8 protein-coding genes and 1 riboswitch are annotated in these 13,384 nt (G+C 68.3%); of the genes, 5 read left to right on the top strand and 3 right to left on the bottom strand.

Going from position 1 to position 13,384, the window contains the following annotated elements; all coding sequences use genetic code 11:
• Positions 1-13 precede the first annotated feature (13 nt).
• The 3 genes from Pph01_RS32615 to Pph01_RS32605 all read left to right on the top strand — a co-directional run bounded on the left by Pph01_RS32615 (position 14) and on the right by Pph01_RS32605 (position 5,707).
• Positions 14-4,138, top strand: a complete 4,125-nt coding sequence (locus Pph01_RS32615; protein WP_204077036.1) for an Ig-like domain-containing protein — start codon at positions 14-16, stop codon at positions 4,136-4,138.
• Between the two features lie 280 nt (positions 4,139-4,418).
• Positions 4,419-5,138, top strand: a complete 720-nt coding sequence (locus tag Pph01_RS32610; protein ID WP_204077035.1) for an alpha/beta fold hydrolase — start codon at positions 4,419-4,421, stop codon at positions 5,136-5,138.
• Between the two features lie 161 nt (positions 5,139-5,299).
• A complete protein-coding gene (locus tag Pph01_RS32605; protein ID WP_204077034.1) occupies positions 5,300-5,707 on the top strand; it encodes a hypothetical protein in 408 nt (135 codons plus the stop codon).
• Positions 5,708-5,903: 196 nt separating this feature from the next.
• On the opposite strand, the gene Pph01_RS32600 is transcribed toward Pph01_RS32605, so the two are convergent.
• Positions 5,904-6,635, bottom strand: a complete 732-nt coding sequence (locus Pph01_RS32600) for a glycoside hydrolase family 25 protein (protein WP_204077033.1) — start codon at positions 6,633-6,635, stop codon at positions 5,904-5,906.
• Positions 6,636-6,649: 14 nt separating this feature from the next.
• A riboswitch (cyclic di-AMP (ydaO/yuaA leader) is annotated at positions 6,650-6,796 on the bottom strand.
• A 494-nt stretch (positions 6,797-7,290) separates the two neighbouring features.
• Between Pph01_RS32600 and Pph01_RS32595 the strand changes: the two genes are divergently transcribed.
• Entirely contained in the window at positions 7,291-8,346 is a 1,056-nt protein-coding gene (locus Pph01_RS32595; RefSeq protein ID WP_275412898.1) for a sodium:calcium antiporter, read from the top strand.
• A gap of 106 nt (positions 8,347-8,452) precedes the next feature.
• Here the strand turns inward: Pph01_RS32595 and Pph01_RS32590 are convergent, their stop codons facing one another.
• A complete protein-coding gene (locus tag Pph01_RS32590; protein WP_204077031.1) occupies positions 8,453-9,799 on the bottom strand; it encodes a sensor histidine kinase in 1,347 nt (448 codons plus the stop codon).
• Between the two features lie 184 nt (positions 9,800-9,983).
• Positions 9,984-11,387, bottom strand: a complete 1,404-nt coding sequence (locus tag Pph01_RS32585) for a HAMP domain-containing sensor histidine kinase (protein ID WP_204077030.1) — start codon at positions 11,385-11,387, stop codon at positions 9,984-9,986.
• Between the two features lie 295 nt (positions 11,388-11,682).
• On the opposite strand from Pph01_RS32585, the gene Pph01_RS32580 reads away from it, so the two are divergent.
• Complete coding sequence (locus Pph01_RS32580) at positions 11,683-13,287, top strand: pentapeptide repeat-containing protein (protein ID WP_204077029.1); 1,605 nt, start codon at positions 11,683-11,685, stop codon at positions 13,285-13,287.
• The last annotated feature ends 97 nt before the right edge of the window (positions 13,288-13,384 follow it).

Raw genomic sequence — 13,384 nt, 5'->3', positions numbered from 1 at the left:
TTCGGGAGAGCGTGTGAAAGTACCAACACGGAGGAGCGCTCGGGCGCTTCTCCGGGTGATCGCCGTACTGGCGGTCCCGGTAGCGCTGACCTCACTGGCGACGGCAGCTCCGGCCACGGCTGCCACGACGGCGCCGCCCGCAACGGCGACGCGGACGACGACTTCGGCGGACCTGCCCGACCCGACGGCCCGCGGGCCGTTCGGGCATCGGGTCGTCGAAGAGGCCAAGTTCGGCCTGGCGACCATCGAGGAGCCGAACTCCGACGGAGCCGCCCCGACGGCAGGGACGGCGCAGGCGCCGGAGCAGGTCGAGATTCGCGGTCAGCTCTACACGCCGGACTGGACCCGGCGGACCAAGCCCTCGCCGCTGATCATCCTGGTGCACGGCAACCACGGCTCGTGCGACTCCGGGCAGGACAGCGCGAACGTCACCTGTGCGCAGTTCAAGCACAACGAGAACGGCTACGCGTACCTCGCGGAGAACCTCGCCACCTGGGGATACACGACGTTCTCCGTCTCGCAGGACCAGCTGATGATGCGGCAGGACAACAACAAGGGGAAGGGCATGCACAACCGGCGCATGCTCATCGCCGCCGCCCTCGACGCGATCAGCGCGGCGAACCGGGCCAAGGGTCTGCCCGTCGACGCGCACACGACCGTCGGCACGACGCTCTCCGGCCACCTCGACCTGACCCGCATCGGCCTGATGGGGCACTCGCGGGGTGGGGACGCGGTCGCGAACTTCCTCGACTACAACCGCATCCGCACCGACGGCCCGCGTTATCCGATCCGCGGTGTCATCTCGCTGGCGCCGGTCGACTACGAGCGCAAGGCTCCGTACGGCATGCCGTACATGGCGATCCTGCCGATGTGTGACGGCGACGTCTCCAACCTGCAGGGCGCCCGGCTGTTCGAGCGCAGCCAGTACGTCAACCCGGGCGACCCCTTCCCGCGGATCCAGGTGGAGCACCTGGGGGCGATCCACAACTGGTACAACACCGTCTGGTACGCCGACGGCGGTGCGGACGGCCAGGGCAACAACGACGCGGCGTGCGGCAACTCGGCACCGTTCGCGACCAACAACGTCCACCCGCACAACCTGCGGCTCAGTGGCGCCGCGAGCTACACCGACCCGAACCTGAACTACGCGATCGACAACTCCGATCCGCTCAACCCCGCCGTGAACACCAAGATCTCGGGTGACGCGGCGCGCATGGGCGACCAGGAGAAGCTCGGACTGGCGACGATGGCCGCCTTCCTCCGTCGCTACGTCGGTGGTGAGGGTGCGTTTCAGCCGTACATGACCGGCGAGCTCTCGAACACCTCGACCGGGCTCCAGATCCCGCCGACGGCCTGCCCCACGAGTCCGTCCGGCACGGCCATCCCCTGCGACGAGCGCGTCAACACGACCTACTTCGCCGCGCCGCAGGAGCGGGTCGATGTGATTCGCCCCGAGGTGGAGAATCCGCTCACGCTCAACGCCCTCGGCGGCTCCCTGAGCGGCAGTGGCTTCACGGACCCCTACGCGCAGTCCGCCGGCGTCGCGCCGAAGCCGGCCCCGACCGAGGGCGGCTACGACTGGTGCAACCCGGAGCCCCAGGACTTCGCACCGTCGCAACTCGGCAAGAGCGGGCTGCCTGCCGCGGCCAAGCCCTGCCCGCTGCCTGCGGCGGGCGCACTCGGCGGGCAGAACGGCACCCGCGAGAACGGTCCGATCAACCACTCCTACGGCCGCCAGCTCACTCTCGCGTGGGACCAGAGCTCGGCCGCCACGCTCACCGCCCAGATCCCGGCCGCCTCGCAGGACATGCGGGGCCTCAAGGCTCTGGCTCTGGACGCCGCCGTCAACTTCTTCGACACCCGCAACCCGGGCGCCGACGACCGCGGCGACAACACCAGGGACACGACGGTGAACGGCACCCCGGCGAGCCCGGTGTGGCCGAACGAGTTGCCGACGTCGTACGACCCGACCTCGACGACCCAGCATTTCGTGATCGCGCTGAGCGACGCGACCGGTCACGAGGCCACGGTCGACGCCGGGGACCCCCGCTGGGGCAACGCCCTGCACATGTCGACCGGTACGAACACGCCGAACACGCACATCGTCCTCGACCAGATCCGCGTCCCGCTCAGCGAGTTCGCGGCACAGGGCGTGGACATCGGCTCCTTGTCGAAGCTCGAGTTCCGCTTCGGCGTCGGCGACATGCCGAAGTCCGGCTCGATCGAGATGGCCGACGTGCGCTTCCAGGAGAGCGAGGCGGGGTCGAAGATCCTCTCGGACGGCGACAAGGCGAACGGCGCCGGCTACGGCCGGTCCGCCCTCGGCGGTCCCGACCCGGCGACCTACCTCGCCGCCTACGACAACACTCCGGGCGACGTCGAACTCAACGACGTGGTCGCGAACCCGCAGGGGAACACGACCTGGACCGTCGACGACGACAGGAAGCAGTGCCCGAACGCCCAGTTCACCTCGATCCAGACGGCCGTCGACCACGCGGCGCCCTGGGACACGATCGTGGTGTGCGCGGGCGTCTACCAGGAGTCGTCGACGCCGGCGAACAGCAATTCCAACCCCGTCCAGGCGGGCGCGAGGAACGGCCTGACCATCAACAAGCCCTTGAAGATCAAGGGTGCGGGGGCGGACAAGGTGGTCATCGAGCCGGACCAGTCCCTCGGGACCCTGGCGGGCGATCAGCCGTACCTGCGTGACGGCGGCGGCAACGTGATCACGGTGTCCAGGCAGTCTCTCGGCTCAACCGACACCAACGAGATGTTCGTGGACATCTCAGGGGTGACGGTGACCTCGGGCAAGGTCTGGGCCGAGGCGGGCGTCGCCTACTTCGGCGCGGCCGGACGGGTCGCGGACAGCGTCATCGGTCCGATGAAGGTCGCGACCGACGCGCAGGAACTGGCCGAGCACCCGCACGGCTGGGGCGTCGTCAAGACCGGCGTGATCCAGGGTGCGAGCTCCGGCACGGTCGAGAGCGAGCTCACCGTCGCCGACAGCGTGGTCACCGGCTACCAGTCAGGCGGAATCCTGTTCGACGGCGCCCGCGGCAAGGACGGCAGCCCGGACAACACCGTCCGGACCGGCATCCGGTACCACGGCTACGTAACCGGCACGGTCGTCACGGGCAAGCCGAACGGCCTGTACGCGCAGGTCGGCGTCAAGTACACCAGCGGGGTGACCGGCTTCGTGAAGGACAGCCGGATCACCGGGAACTACTTCACGCCCGCCCCGTCGCAGTCGTACGGCATCCTGCTGACCGACGCCGGTACCGATACGGCCGGGGCGCTCACCGCCTCCGGCGACATCCTCACCGGGAACGGGTTCGCGGTGTACAACGCCGACGCCGGCAACACCGCTGTCCGCTTAGGCGCACCCTTCACCGTGTCGGGCAGCTACTTCGGCCCGATCGCGGGCGGCCCTCGCACAGGACCCAAGGCCGTCTCCGGTCCCGACAACACGGGCGCGGCCACGGTCGTCGTCACCGGTCTTCGCTCGTCGCCGCCGCATAAGGTTCCGGCCGGAGCGGGTCGCGTCGCCGACCACGCGCCGACGGCCGAAGTGGCCGACCCGGGGCGGGGATCGGTGTTCCAGGTCGGATCGGCGGTGCATCCGCTGATCCGGGGCGTCGACGACTTCGCCGTCCAGTCGGCGTCCCTGATCGTCGACGGCACCAAGGTCGCCAGCACCACGACCTCGCCGTATCGGCTCAGCTGGACACCGGGTCCGAAGGACGCGGGCAGGCACGTCACGTTCCAGGCGCTGGTCGTCGACTCGTCCGGGAACGCGACCCGCTCCAAGCCGGTGACCTACACCGTCGCCCCCGTGACCCCGCCGCCGGCGATGAAGATCGGCAAGGTGGAGACCGACGCCGGGGCGGGCACGGCGACGATCACCGCCACCGTGAACACGGCCGGCACGGTCACCCTGTCCGGCGACAAGGTGACCACGGTCTCCCGTCAGGTGCACGACGGGAGCACCTTCACGATGACCGTGACGGCCGCGCCCGAGTATCGCCCAACCTTGATCAAGTCGGGCAGGCTCCCCGTCGATCTCACGATCACGTTCAAGAACGCGACCGGTCAGAGTGCGAGCCGGTCCGTCAGCGTGACGCTCGTCAAGAAGAGGTGATCGGGCGCCTGATGCACTGACCGGAAGGGCCCACCGCAAGGGGGCCCTTCCGCCGTGCATGCCTGTGCGGGCCGGTGGGACGCCGCGCCCGCCCGGGCCACAGGCGGCCTCGCTCGTACGATGGTCGGTGAGGCTCCGCCCGCGAGGGATTTCAACCTGCCGGGGCCGGTTGAGCTGAAGAGCCGGCGGCTGGGGCGAAGCCGCCATAACCGTGGGATTCTCCGCCGCCGCTTCAGGGACCCCACGCATCCCAATCAGCAGTTGATCGGACGAGCGTCCCATGCGGTTTGTTCTGGTTCATGGCGGATGGCACGGCGGATGGTGCTGGGACGCCGTTGCTGCACGCCTCCGCGCCGGCGGCCATCAGGTGTTCGCACCGACCCTTCGCGGCTCGGAGGAAGGCGACGTGGACCGGGCCGGGGTGACTCTCACCGCCATCGGGCAGGGGCTGATCGATGCGATCAAGCAGCAGGGCCTGGACGACTTCGTGCAGGTGGGTCACAGCGGCGGGGGGCCCGTGATCCAGTACGCGGCAGACCGCCTCACCGAGATGACGCGCAGGGTCGTCTTCGTCGACGCCTGGGTGCTTCGGGACGGCGAGGCGATCCATGACGTGTTTCCACCGCCCCACGCCGAGGCGCAGCGGGCGACCGCCGCGCAGCGCCCGGACCAGACGATCCCGATGAGCCTCGACGTGTGGAAGGCCCACTTCATGAATGGCGCCACCGAGGAACAGTGTGCCGCCGTCGCGGCCCGCCTGGTTCCGGCTCCGCTGGGGTGGCTGGCCGAACCTGTCTCACTCCCCCGCTTCTGGACTGCCCGACTGCCCGCAAGCTACGTATTCCTGTGTGACGACCGGGGCGTGCCATTCGAGCTCTACCGCGAGATGGCGGCCAGGCTGGAGAACCCGCGCATTGTCGAATGCGAAGGCCCGCACGAGGCCATGTTCACCCATCCCGAGGCACTGGCGAGCGCGCTCCTCACCGCAGGAATGGACTGACTTCACGTAAGGACGACAAAGAGGGAGCAATCCCCTCCGCCCTAGACCACTTGACAGGAGACCAGCGCCCGGCCACAGGGTATGAGTTATGTCCCTTATGTCCTTTATGTCCGCTTCGTAGGCGATCATCGGCCGCGGATGAGAGGCAGGTGAACGACGAAATGAGTCGTCATCTTGCGGGGAGTTCGATTGTCGGCAAGGCGGTCAGCGTACGGCTGCTGGCGCTGACCACAGCCGCCGCCACGCTTTGCGGGTTCATCGCCACACCCCAGGCGAGCGCGAGCGCCGGGGCGACCACTCAGACCACATGGGCACCCGCCTCCGCGAACGAGCGCGGCCCCATCCGGACCCACAACCACGGGCGGCACAACCAGAATGCGCCGGCCATCAACAGCCCGTCGACCCACATCGGCGTGCAACAGGTGAACAGCGTCAGCAAGAACACCATCACCCAGTCCGGCCGCTGCGGGGGCCGCCGCTGCAAGATCTCCCAGAGGCTCCGCTTCTCCCAGGGTGGGCGGCGCCACGGCGGATGGCGCTCCAAGCATGGGCACGGGAGACGTAGGTGACCGGCCCGTACCAGGCGTGTCCCGTGGATCTTCGATGGCGGTCCCTCGTCCACCTGGGCCCGGCGAACCCGCTTACGCAACGTCGAGGCCGATACCGAGGTTCGCCGCGACGGCATCGATCGCGGCCCACCCGGTGGGATTATCCGGGGCCGGACCTCAGCGACGATCCCCACCGCACGCTGGAGATCGTGTCGGCTCAGCGGCGGCCGAGGACGCGCAACTGCTGGGGGGTCAGGGCGGAGACGTTCTGGTCGATGGGAGTGTCGGTGTACTGGTGGATGGTCCAGGTCTTCCAGTCGGCCGGTGGCGTGACACCACCCTTGGCCCCGCCGTAGTAAGCCACCCACAAGGGATAGCGGGCCAGGCCGTGGCCGTAGGTGTCGGCGAAGTCCCAACCGCTGTAGAACATCGGCGTGACGCCGGTCTTGGCCTTCACGTGGGCGAGCCACGTCTTGGCCCACGCGTTGACGTGGGCGATGGACTCCCCGTCCGTGGTCTCCAGGTCCAGCACCAGCAGGTCGCCGGGCTTGGCGGGCTGCGCGTTCACCACGGAGAGGAAGTGGTCGGCCTCCGCGATGGGGTCGTTGCCGGGGTGGCCGTAGTGATAGGCGCCGCGCACGATCCCCTTGCCTGCCAACTCCTGCCACTGCCGGACGAAGGAAGGGTCTCGGAAGCTCAGGCCTTCGGTGGCCTTGATGATGCCGAACTTGGCCGAGCTGACACTCCAGTCGTAATTCGGCTCGTAGCCGGACACGTCCTGGCCATAGGTGAGCGAGGCGGCGTGCGCATGGCCCGCCAGTGCGACGGCAGGCATGATCAACGACACGGCCACGGCCATACCGGCGACGCCGGAGCGGAGACGCTTGCCGACGAGGCTCAGCCGGCACTTGAGCGAAGGCACGGGCGAGAAGATCCGATGGGTGGGCATGAAGAGGTTGACTCCTTTGCTTCCATGCCGTCTACCGGGCCGGCTGACTGATTCGGACAGGAAGAGGCCCTACGGGCCCACAGGCCGGCGCCAGCGCTCGATTCACCCCGGAAGAGGTGGGTCCCCGGTTCCGCGAGACGCGGATTCGGCGACCGCGCGCTCCTCACGGACAAGTTCCGCCGGAGACGCACGGTCCGGGCAACGAACGGCACAACATACGACGCTCAGAGGCCAGTCGCAACGTATACCGTATACAGCAAGGTACACGAAGCCTCATAAGGGTGCAAATAGGGTAAAACTGCGCGTTCCGGGCCTCGATTGAGCCGCTCTCGGCCGGGCATTCGACCATCTCAATGACCGCGGACATGTCAGGCGGAAGCCGTAAGGTCCCGACGACCTGAGCGATCGCCCCGATCATCCTGACCAGGCCATATCGGGATTTCATCGGGTATGCTCCGTCCCTGAAGGGGAGTAGTCCTTCGCCGGTCGTCGACATGCTGGAATCCCGAAGGATTCCCGGTGGCCGGGCCCCGCAGCGGGGTGGACGAGACCTTCGACCCATAGGCGACGCGTGCGTTGCGGCTGGGGTCGAGGTCTCGGGAGGCTACTCCGGGTGCGGCTTCACCGCGTGACGCGGGAAGGGAAGCCGCCCCCGATGATTCATTTCGCCTTACTCATCGCATGCTCCGCGATGATCTACTTCTCCTGCGAGTGGTTCGTCAACGCAGTCGAGTGGCTGGGTCACCGGCTCGAAGTCGGGCCCATGGCCGTCGGAACGATCCTCGCCGCACTCGGAACCGCGCTGCCCGAAAGCGTGGTCACCTTCGTAGCCGTGGTCTTCGGCACCGGCGAGCAGCAAAAGGACATCGGTGTCGGAGCAGCCATGGGCGGCCCCCTGGCCTTGGCGACGGTCGCCTACGGCGTGACCGGCTGGATGATGTGGACCCGGCGCCGGAACCGCGCCCCCGTGACGGCCACGACTCCGGCGACACGTGCGATCGCCACTGACCCCGCCTCCCCCGGCGAAGCAGGCCAGGACGCCGGGAACACCGAGAAACTGGCCCGCGACCAAACCTGGTTCATGGCCGTCTTCGCGCTGAAGGTCGCCCTGGGGCTGGTCGCCTTCGCCGTCAAGCCCTGGCTGGGCCTGCTGTTCTTCGCCGCCTACGCGGTCTACTTCTGGCAGGAGATCCGAGCTGCAGGGGATCACGGCGACAGCACCGACCTGAAGCCGCTGCTGCTTCAGCGCCGCCGGAAGACTCCAGCCACCTGGGCGGTGATCGTCCAGACACTCGCGACATTGGCGATCATCTTCATGGCGTCACACACGTTCGTGGGACAACTCGATGTGATCGGGCCGATGCTCGGGCTGCCCGCGGCGGTCACCGCGCTGCTGCTGTCCCCTCTCGCCACCGAGCTGCCAGAGGTCATGAACGCCGTCATCTGGGTTCGCCAGGGCAAGACACCTCTCGCGCTGGCCAACATCTCCGGGGCCATGATGATCCAGGCCACCGTGCCCAGCGGGCTCGGCCTGCTGTTCACCCCGTGGCGATTCACCCCGCCGCTCCTGCTGTCCGGCATCGTCACCATGGCCGCGATCGGCTATCTGCTGGTGCTCCTGAAGACCGGCCGGTTCAACGCCAGAACACTGTCGCCGGCCGCCGTGTTCTATCTGCTCTTCGGCGCCTGCCTCATCCCCGTACTCGTCTGACCCCACGGTGAGACCGTCACCTGCCTTAGCGGATGGGTCGGACATGCCGGCGCCTCGGCGAAGCGGTCGGCGGGAGGGCCGTACGGACTTCAGGTCGTTGCCGGCTTCACGATTCGGTGTCGCCGTCCCCCGATCCCAGGGGCATCCTCAGGACGAAGTGAGCGCCCCGGTCGCTGTCCTGAATCGTCAGCGTGCCGCTGTGACTTTCCGCGATCTGCCTGGCGATCGGAAGACCGAGCCCGGTGCCGCCGGATTCCTTCCTGCGCCCGGCTTCCAGCCGTACGAAGCGCTCGAACACCGCCTCACGATCGCCTGGCGCTATCCCTTCGCCGTCGTCGATGACCTCGAGCACCGCCGTACCCGCTCCTGACCCGGTATCGCCGCCCTGACGGGACACACGGACGGTGACCTGGGAACTGGCGTGCCGTTCGGCGTTGGCGACCAGGTTGTTGACCAGCCGAGCGAGCCGTACGGGGTCGCCTTTCACCACCGTTCCCGGGGTCACCTCGCAAATGATCTGTTTGCCGGAGCGGCGAGCGCATTCGGCGGTGGCAAGCTCCGCCAGGTCGACCTCCCGGCATGTGGTCGGCGCCCCTGCGTCCAGCTTGGCCAGCATCAGCAGGTCGGACACGATCGCCTGCAACCTGTCCAGGCCGGCGAGCAGGGTCGTGCCCAGCCTGGCCACGTCGACCTCGTCCGGGGCCAGCAGCACGTCCTCGATCTCCGTTCGCATCGCGGTGATCGGGTTGCGCAGGTCATGGGAGATGTCGAAGGTGAACTGACGCTCCCGCTCCATCATGGCCTGCAGCTGATCCAGCGTCCTGTTCACCGCCGTCGCCAGATCATGGGCCTCCCGGTGGGAACGCGACGGCACCAGGACCCGTTCACTCAGCCGCGTGGGTCTCAGGTGGCCCAGCTCGGCCCGGATGAGTCTCACCGGCTCGATGTATCCGACGATGATCCGATAGCTGGCGAAGATGATGAGGCCGACAATGATCACCGTACCGGCGACCAGCAGCAACGCCAGGAGGGGATCGACGTAGAAGGGGACCGGGGGCGCGGCGCCGTAGATGGTCCACAGCTTGCCGTTGTCAGTTGCTTGGACGGCGACGACCATGGCGCAATCACCGCTTGGGATCGCCTTGCCGCAGATGACCTCGGTCCGCTCGCTCTCGGTGTTGGCGGGCAGGAAGCTCGCGATGGGCGGCCGTCCGCGCAGATTCTCGGTGGAGGCGACGACCCTCCGCTGTGAATCGAGCACCTGGACGTAGGGGATCACCTGATCAGAGATCGGATTGCGCAATTCTCCCCGAGAGACGAGGGAGGCGACCTCGGTCGCCATCCCGGTCACCGTGGCCGTACGCGACTCAGTGGCCAGGCGATGGACGATGAAGATGACCATCCCGGACATGAGGGTGCTCAGCAATGCCACCGCGACGCCGAGAAACAGCATCAGGCGCGCTCTCTCCGTGTTCCGCCGGATGCTCACTGACCGGGCCCCCTTTCCCACGACCAGTCCAGCACGTGGGCCATGCCCTCTCTGAGCAGGGGTGTCCTCGAACGGACCTTTACCTTTACGCGGGAGCGTGCCTCTGGGTGACCCCGTCGATCTCCGAGAGACAGGCGGCGCGATCCGCTCATCGCCCACCGAGGTGGGAGGCAGGATCGGCAGGGTCGCTCTCCGATGACGCTGCGGGAAGGCGAAGGACGAAGCGTGCGCCGCGGGAGCTGTCCTCGATCCGCAGGGTCCCCCCGGCGGCCTCGGCGATCTGGCGGGCGATCGCCAGGCCCAGCCCCGTTCCCCCGGCGCCGCGGGAGCGGTCGCTGTCCAGCCGGGCGAACCGCTGGAACACCAGTTCGCGCTTGTCCGGATCGATGCCCGGCCCGTCGTCGAGGACCTCCAGCACCGCGGCGCCGTACGGCAGGCGTTGATCGCCGCACCGGCCGCTCGGCTCGTGCCGTACGGTGACACAGACCGTCGTGTCGGCGTGCCTTTCGGCGTTGTCGATGAGGTTGGCGACCACTCGAGACAGCCGTAGCCGGTCGCCGATCACCACCACTCCGGGTCCGAGCGAGCATTCGAACGTCTTTGGTGAATCGCGGTGGATCCGGCACTCTGCGGCGACGAGCTCGGTCAGGGCGATCCGGTCGCATGCGCCCGGCAGGCCGGCATCCAGCCGTTCGAGGGTCAGCAGATCCTGCACGATCGCCTGCAGCCGGTCCAGACTGCCGAGAACGGCGCGCACCACCGTGGCCACGCTGGTCTCCTGGGGCGCGAGGAGGGCGTCCTCCAACTCGGCGCGCATCGCGGCGATCGGGCTGCGCAGGTCGTGGGAGGCGTTGGAGAGGAACTGGCGCTGGTGTTGCAGCGCGGTGTCCAGCCGATTCAAGGTGCGGTTGACGCTTTCGGCCATTTCGTGAATCTCGTCATGGGCGGCCGATACCGGTACCCGGCGGTGCGGAGAGGCCGCGTTGATCTCCTCGAGTTCGGCTCGGATGGCCCTCACCGGCCTGAGGGATGCCCGGGCGTTGCGGCGGCCGAGGTAGGTGATGGCCGCGACGAGCGCCACCGCGCTCCCTCCCACCGCCCCGGCCAGCAGCGGATCGACCCATGGCGGGATCGCAGGGGAAGAACTGTAGACGAGCCATCTCTGGCCGGCGCGGTGGGCCCATTGCACAACGACGATGTCGCATTCACCAGAAGGGAAGACCCCGCCGCACACGACGGAGGTCGCGCTGTTCTTGCCATCAGGGGTGAACGTCGCCATGGCCGGCTTGCCCCGCAGCTTCGAGGTCGAAGCGACCACCCGACCGTGTGGGTCGACGACTTGGATGTTGCGGTTCGGGCGTTCCGCAAGGGGGTAGTCCAACCGGCCCCTCTCCATTTGCACGGCCACGCGGCCACCGGCCGAGGTGATCTCCTCAGTGGCGTTCACGACGGCGAAACGCTTGATGGCGATCATGAGGACGATGGCGAGCAGCGAGCAGAGCAGGCCCGCCACTATGCCAGCGAACAGCGTGATGCGGGCCGTAATGGACATTTGGTGTCGCGCGCTCATCCAAACGAGCCCCCTCTGGCTAGTGGAACACATGGGCGGGAGAGCGCTGCGAAAGGGCCGAGGCCACCTGCATCCTCGTCGACATCACGGCAGGGAGGCCGTCACGGTGTCGGCCGAGATCGCCGAGCAGGGGCTACGACCGCGCGAGCCGAGGCAGAGAAGGGCGAGGTCGACGAACAGTTCCATTACTCACCAGATAGTGATTGTCTGGATACATCGTGTTACCGTTCGATCGTCATTTAGCGCCTTGATACGCGACATTGGGTACCACGTTGCCATGACATCCCGGCTGAAGCTCGCTCTGCTCGACGTTGCCTGGAGGACGTGCGGCATCTCGCCCGAATGCCTGGGTGCCGCCTGGGGGCCGTACGACCGATGCCTCACGCATCTGGGCCCGGTGGAGGTGGAGAGCGTCCTGCGTGGGTTGGTCCCCGGCCAAGCCATCGATCTACGCGGCACCACCCTGGAGGAGGACCTGCTCACGCGCATCCTGGAGCGCGTCGAGCGCCGCCTGGGCAGAGCACGGTTCGACCGTGCGGTCTTCACCGGCGCGGCGCGCTTCCGCGAGGTCGTCTTCGCCGGCGACGCGACCTTCGACCACGCCCGGTTCGATCACCTCGCCTCGTTCTTCGGGACGAGCTTCACCGGAAACGTGTCTTTCGGCGAAGCCCGGTTTCACCGCGAGCTCTCCCTGCACGGCGCCCAGGTACGCGGTCATGGACGCTTCGACCGCATTCGCGTCGCCGGCGACGCCCTTTTCGGCGAGGCTCGGTTCGACGAGGACACCTCGTTCCGCGGGGCGGAGTTTCATGGGTTCGCCGCGTTCGAAGGTACGGCGTTCGCCGGGGATGTCGCCTTCCGTGGTGCCCGTTTCCGCCGGGCCGTCTCCTTTCGCGCCTCGGTCGTCGGGAGAAGCGCCGGGTTCGACGGCCTGCGCTTCCACGGCCCGGCCTACCTCGGTCCAATGCTGGTCGGGCGGCGGCTGTCGCTGTCAGACGTCCGCGCCTGCGGGCCGCTTCATCTCGACACCGGCGGTTGCCGGGTGACCCTGCGCGCCGCGGTCGTCACCGGGCCGTTCACCGCGCGCCTGTCAGCCGCGGAGATCGACCTGCGGGACGCGACGCTCACAGGGTCGTCGGACATCACCCGGAGGTCGGGACGGATGCGCGTGACGTCACTCGACAACCTCCACGCCGACGCGCTCACGCTCAGCGGTGCCGATCTCCGCACATGCGGCCTCGGCGGGCTCCGCCGACCCGAGGGGCTGCGCCTGTCGGACTGCCTGTTCGCCACGACCCCGGCCGGTGTGAGCTGGCGCCTCGGCTGGCCGCCCGTCCGGTGGTGGACCCGCCGCGTCGTCCTCGCCGACGAACACCTTTGGCGGGGCTGGCCTCCGAGCGACCTGGAGGTGCGCGATGTCGCCGTGGAGCGCGTGAGAGCGAAGCGGTCAGGTTCGATGCGGGCAGTCGCATGGCGCGCCTCCGCGACGAGCGAGGCGGATGAACGTCCTGGCGGCCGGCGGAGCGCGCAGTCGCTCGGCGCCGACTGGCTCGGAGCCCTGTACGAGCGGCTGCGGCCGGGCGTGAGTGACGCGAAGACCTCTGCCGACTTCGCGTTCGGCGCGATGGAGATGCGGCGGCTGAGCAGCCGGCGTGTCCGGGCCAGGGTGCTGCTGTCGCTGTACTGGCTGGCCTCCGGATACGGCCTGCGCGTCGGACGGGCACTCGGCTGGCTCACGCTGGTGGCGGCGCTGACGGCGGGCACGGTGTACTGGGCGGCGGGCACGCGTCCGACGAGGCATCGGATCGGCCAGCACCCCCACATCGCTGTCGTGCGTTCCAAGGCAGTCGTCTCCCCGGATCCAAGAGCACTGCACAAATGAGGTGGCCGTCCCCGTGACGATCTCCGCCCTGCGCGCGGGCCTTCTGCCGCGACTCATCACGCCTATGGGCGACGTTTAGCGCGATCCGGTATCAGCC

The sequence above is a fragment of the Planotetraspora phitsanulokensis genome (genome assembly GCF_016863295.1).
GTDB lineage: Bacteria > Actinomycetota > Actinomycetes > Streptosporangiales > Streptosporangiaceae > Planotetraspora > Planotetraspora phitsanulokensis.
This window is presented reverse-complemented; position numbering and strand designations above follow the sequence as displayed.

What these genes read in the sequence shown, in the direction of transcription:
- Pph01_RS32610 (WP_204077035.1), top strand. Translation starts at nt 4,419, where the DNA reads ATGCGGTTTGTTCTGGTTCATGGCGGATGGCACGGCGGATGGTGCTGG.
- Pph01_RS32605 (WP_204077034.1), top strand. Translation starts at nt 5,300, where the DNA reads ATGAGTCGTCATCTTGCGGGGAGTTCGATTGTCGGCAAGGCGGTCAGC.
- Pph01_RS32600 (WP_204077033.1), bottom strand. Translation starts at nt 6,635, where the DNA reads ATGCCCACCCATCGGATCTTCTCGCCCGTGCCTTCGCTCAAGTGCCGG.
- Pph01_RS32595 (WP_275412898.1), top strand. Translation starts at nt 7,291, where the DNA reads ATGATTCATTTCGCCTTACTCATCGCATGCTCCGCGATGATCTACTTC.
- Pph01_RS32590 (WP_204077031.1), bottom strand. Translation starts at nt 9,799, where the DNA reads ATGCTGTTTCTCGGCGTCGCGGTGGCATTGCTGAGCACCCTCATGTCC.
- Pph01_RS32585 (WP_204077030.1), bottom strand. Translation starts at nt 11,387, where the DNA reads ATGTCCATTACGGCCCGCATCACGCTGTTCGCTGGCATAGTGGCGGGC.
- Pph01_RS32580 (WP_204077029.1), top strand. Translation starts at nt 11,683, where the DNA reads ATGACATCCCGGCTGAAGCTCGCTCTGCTCGACGTTGCCTGGAGGACG.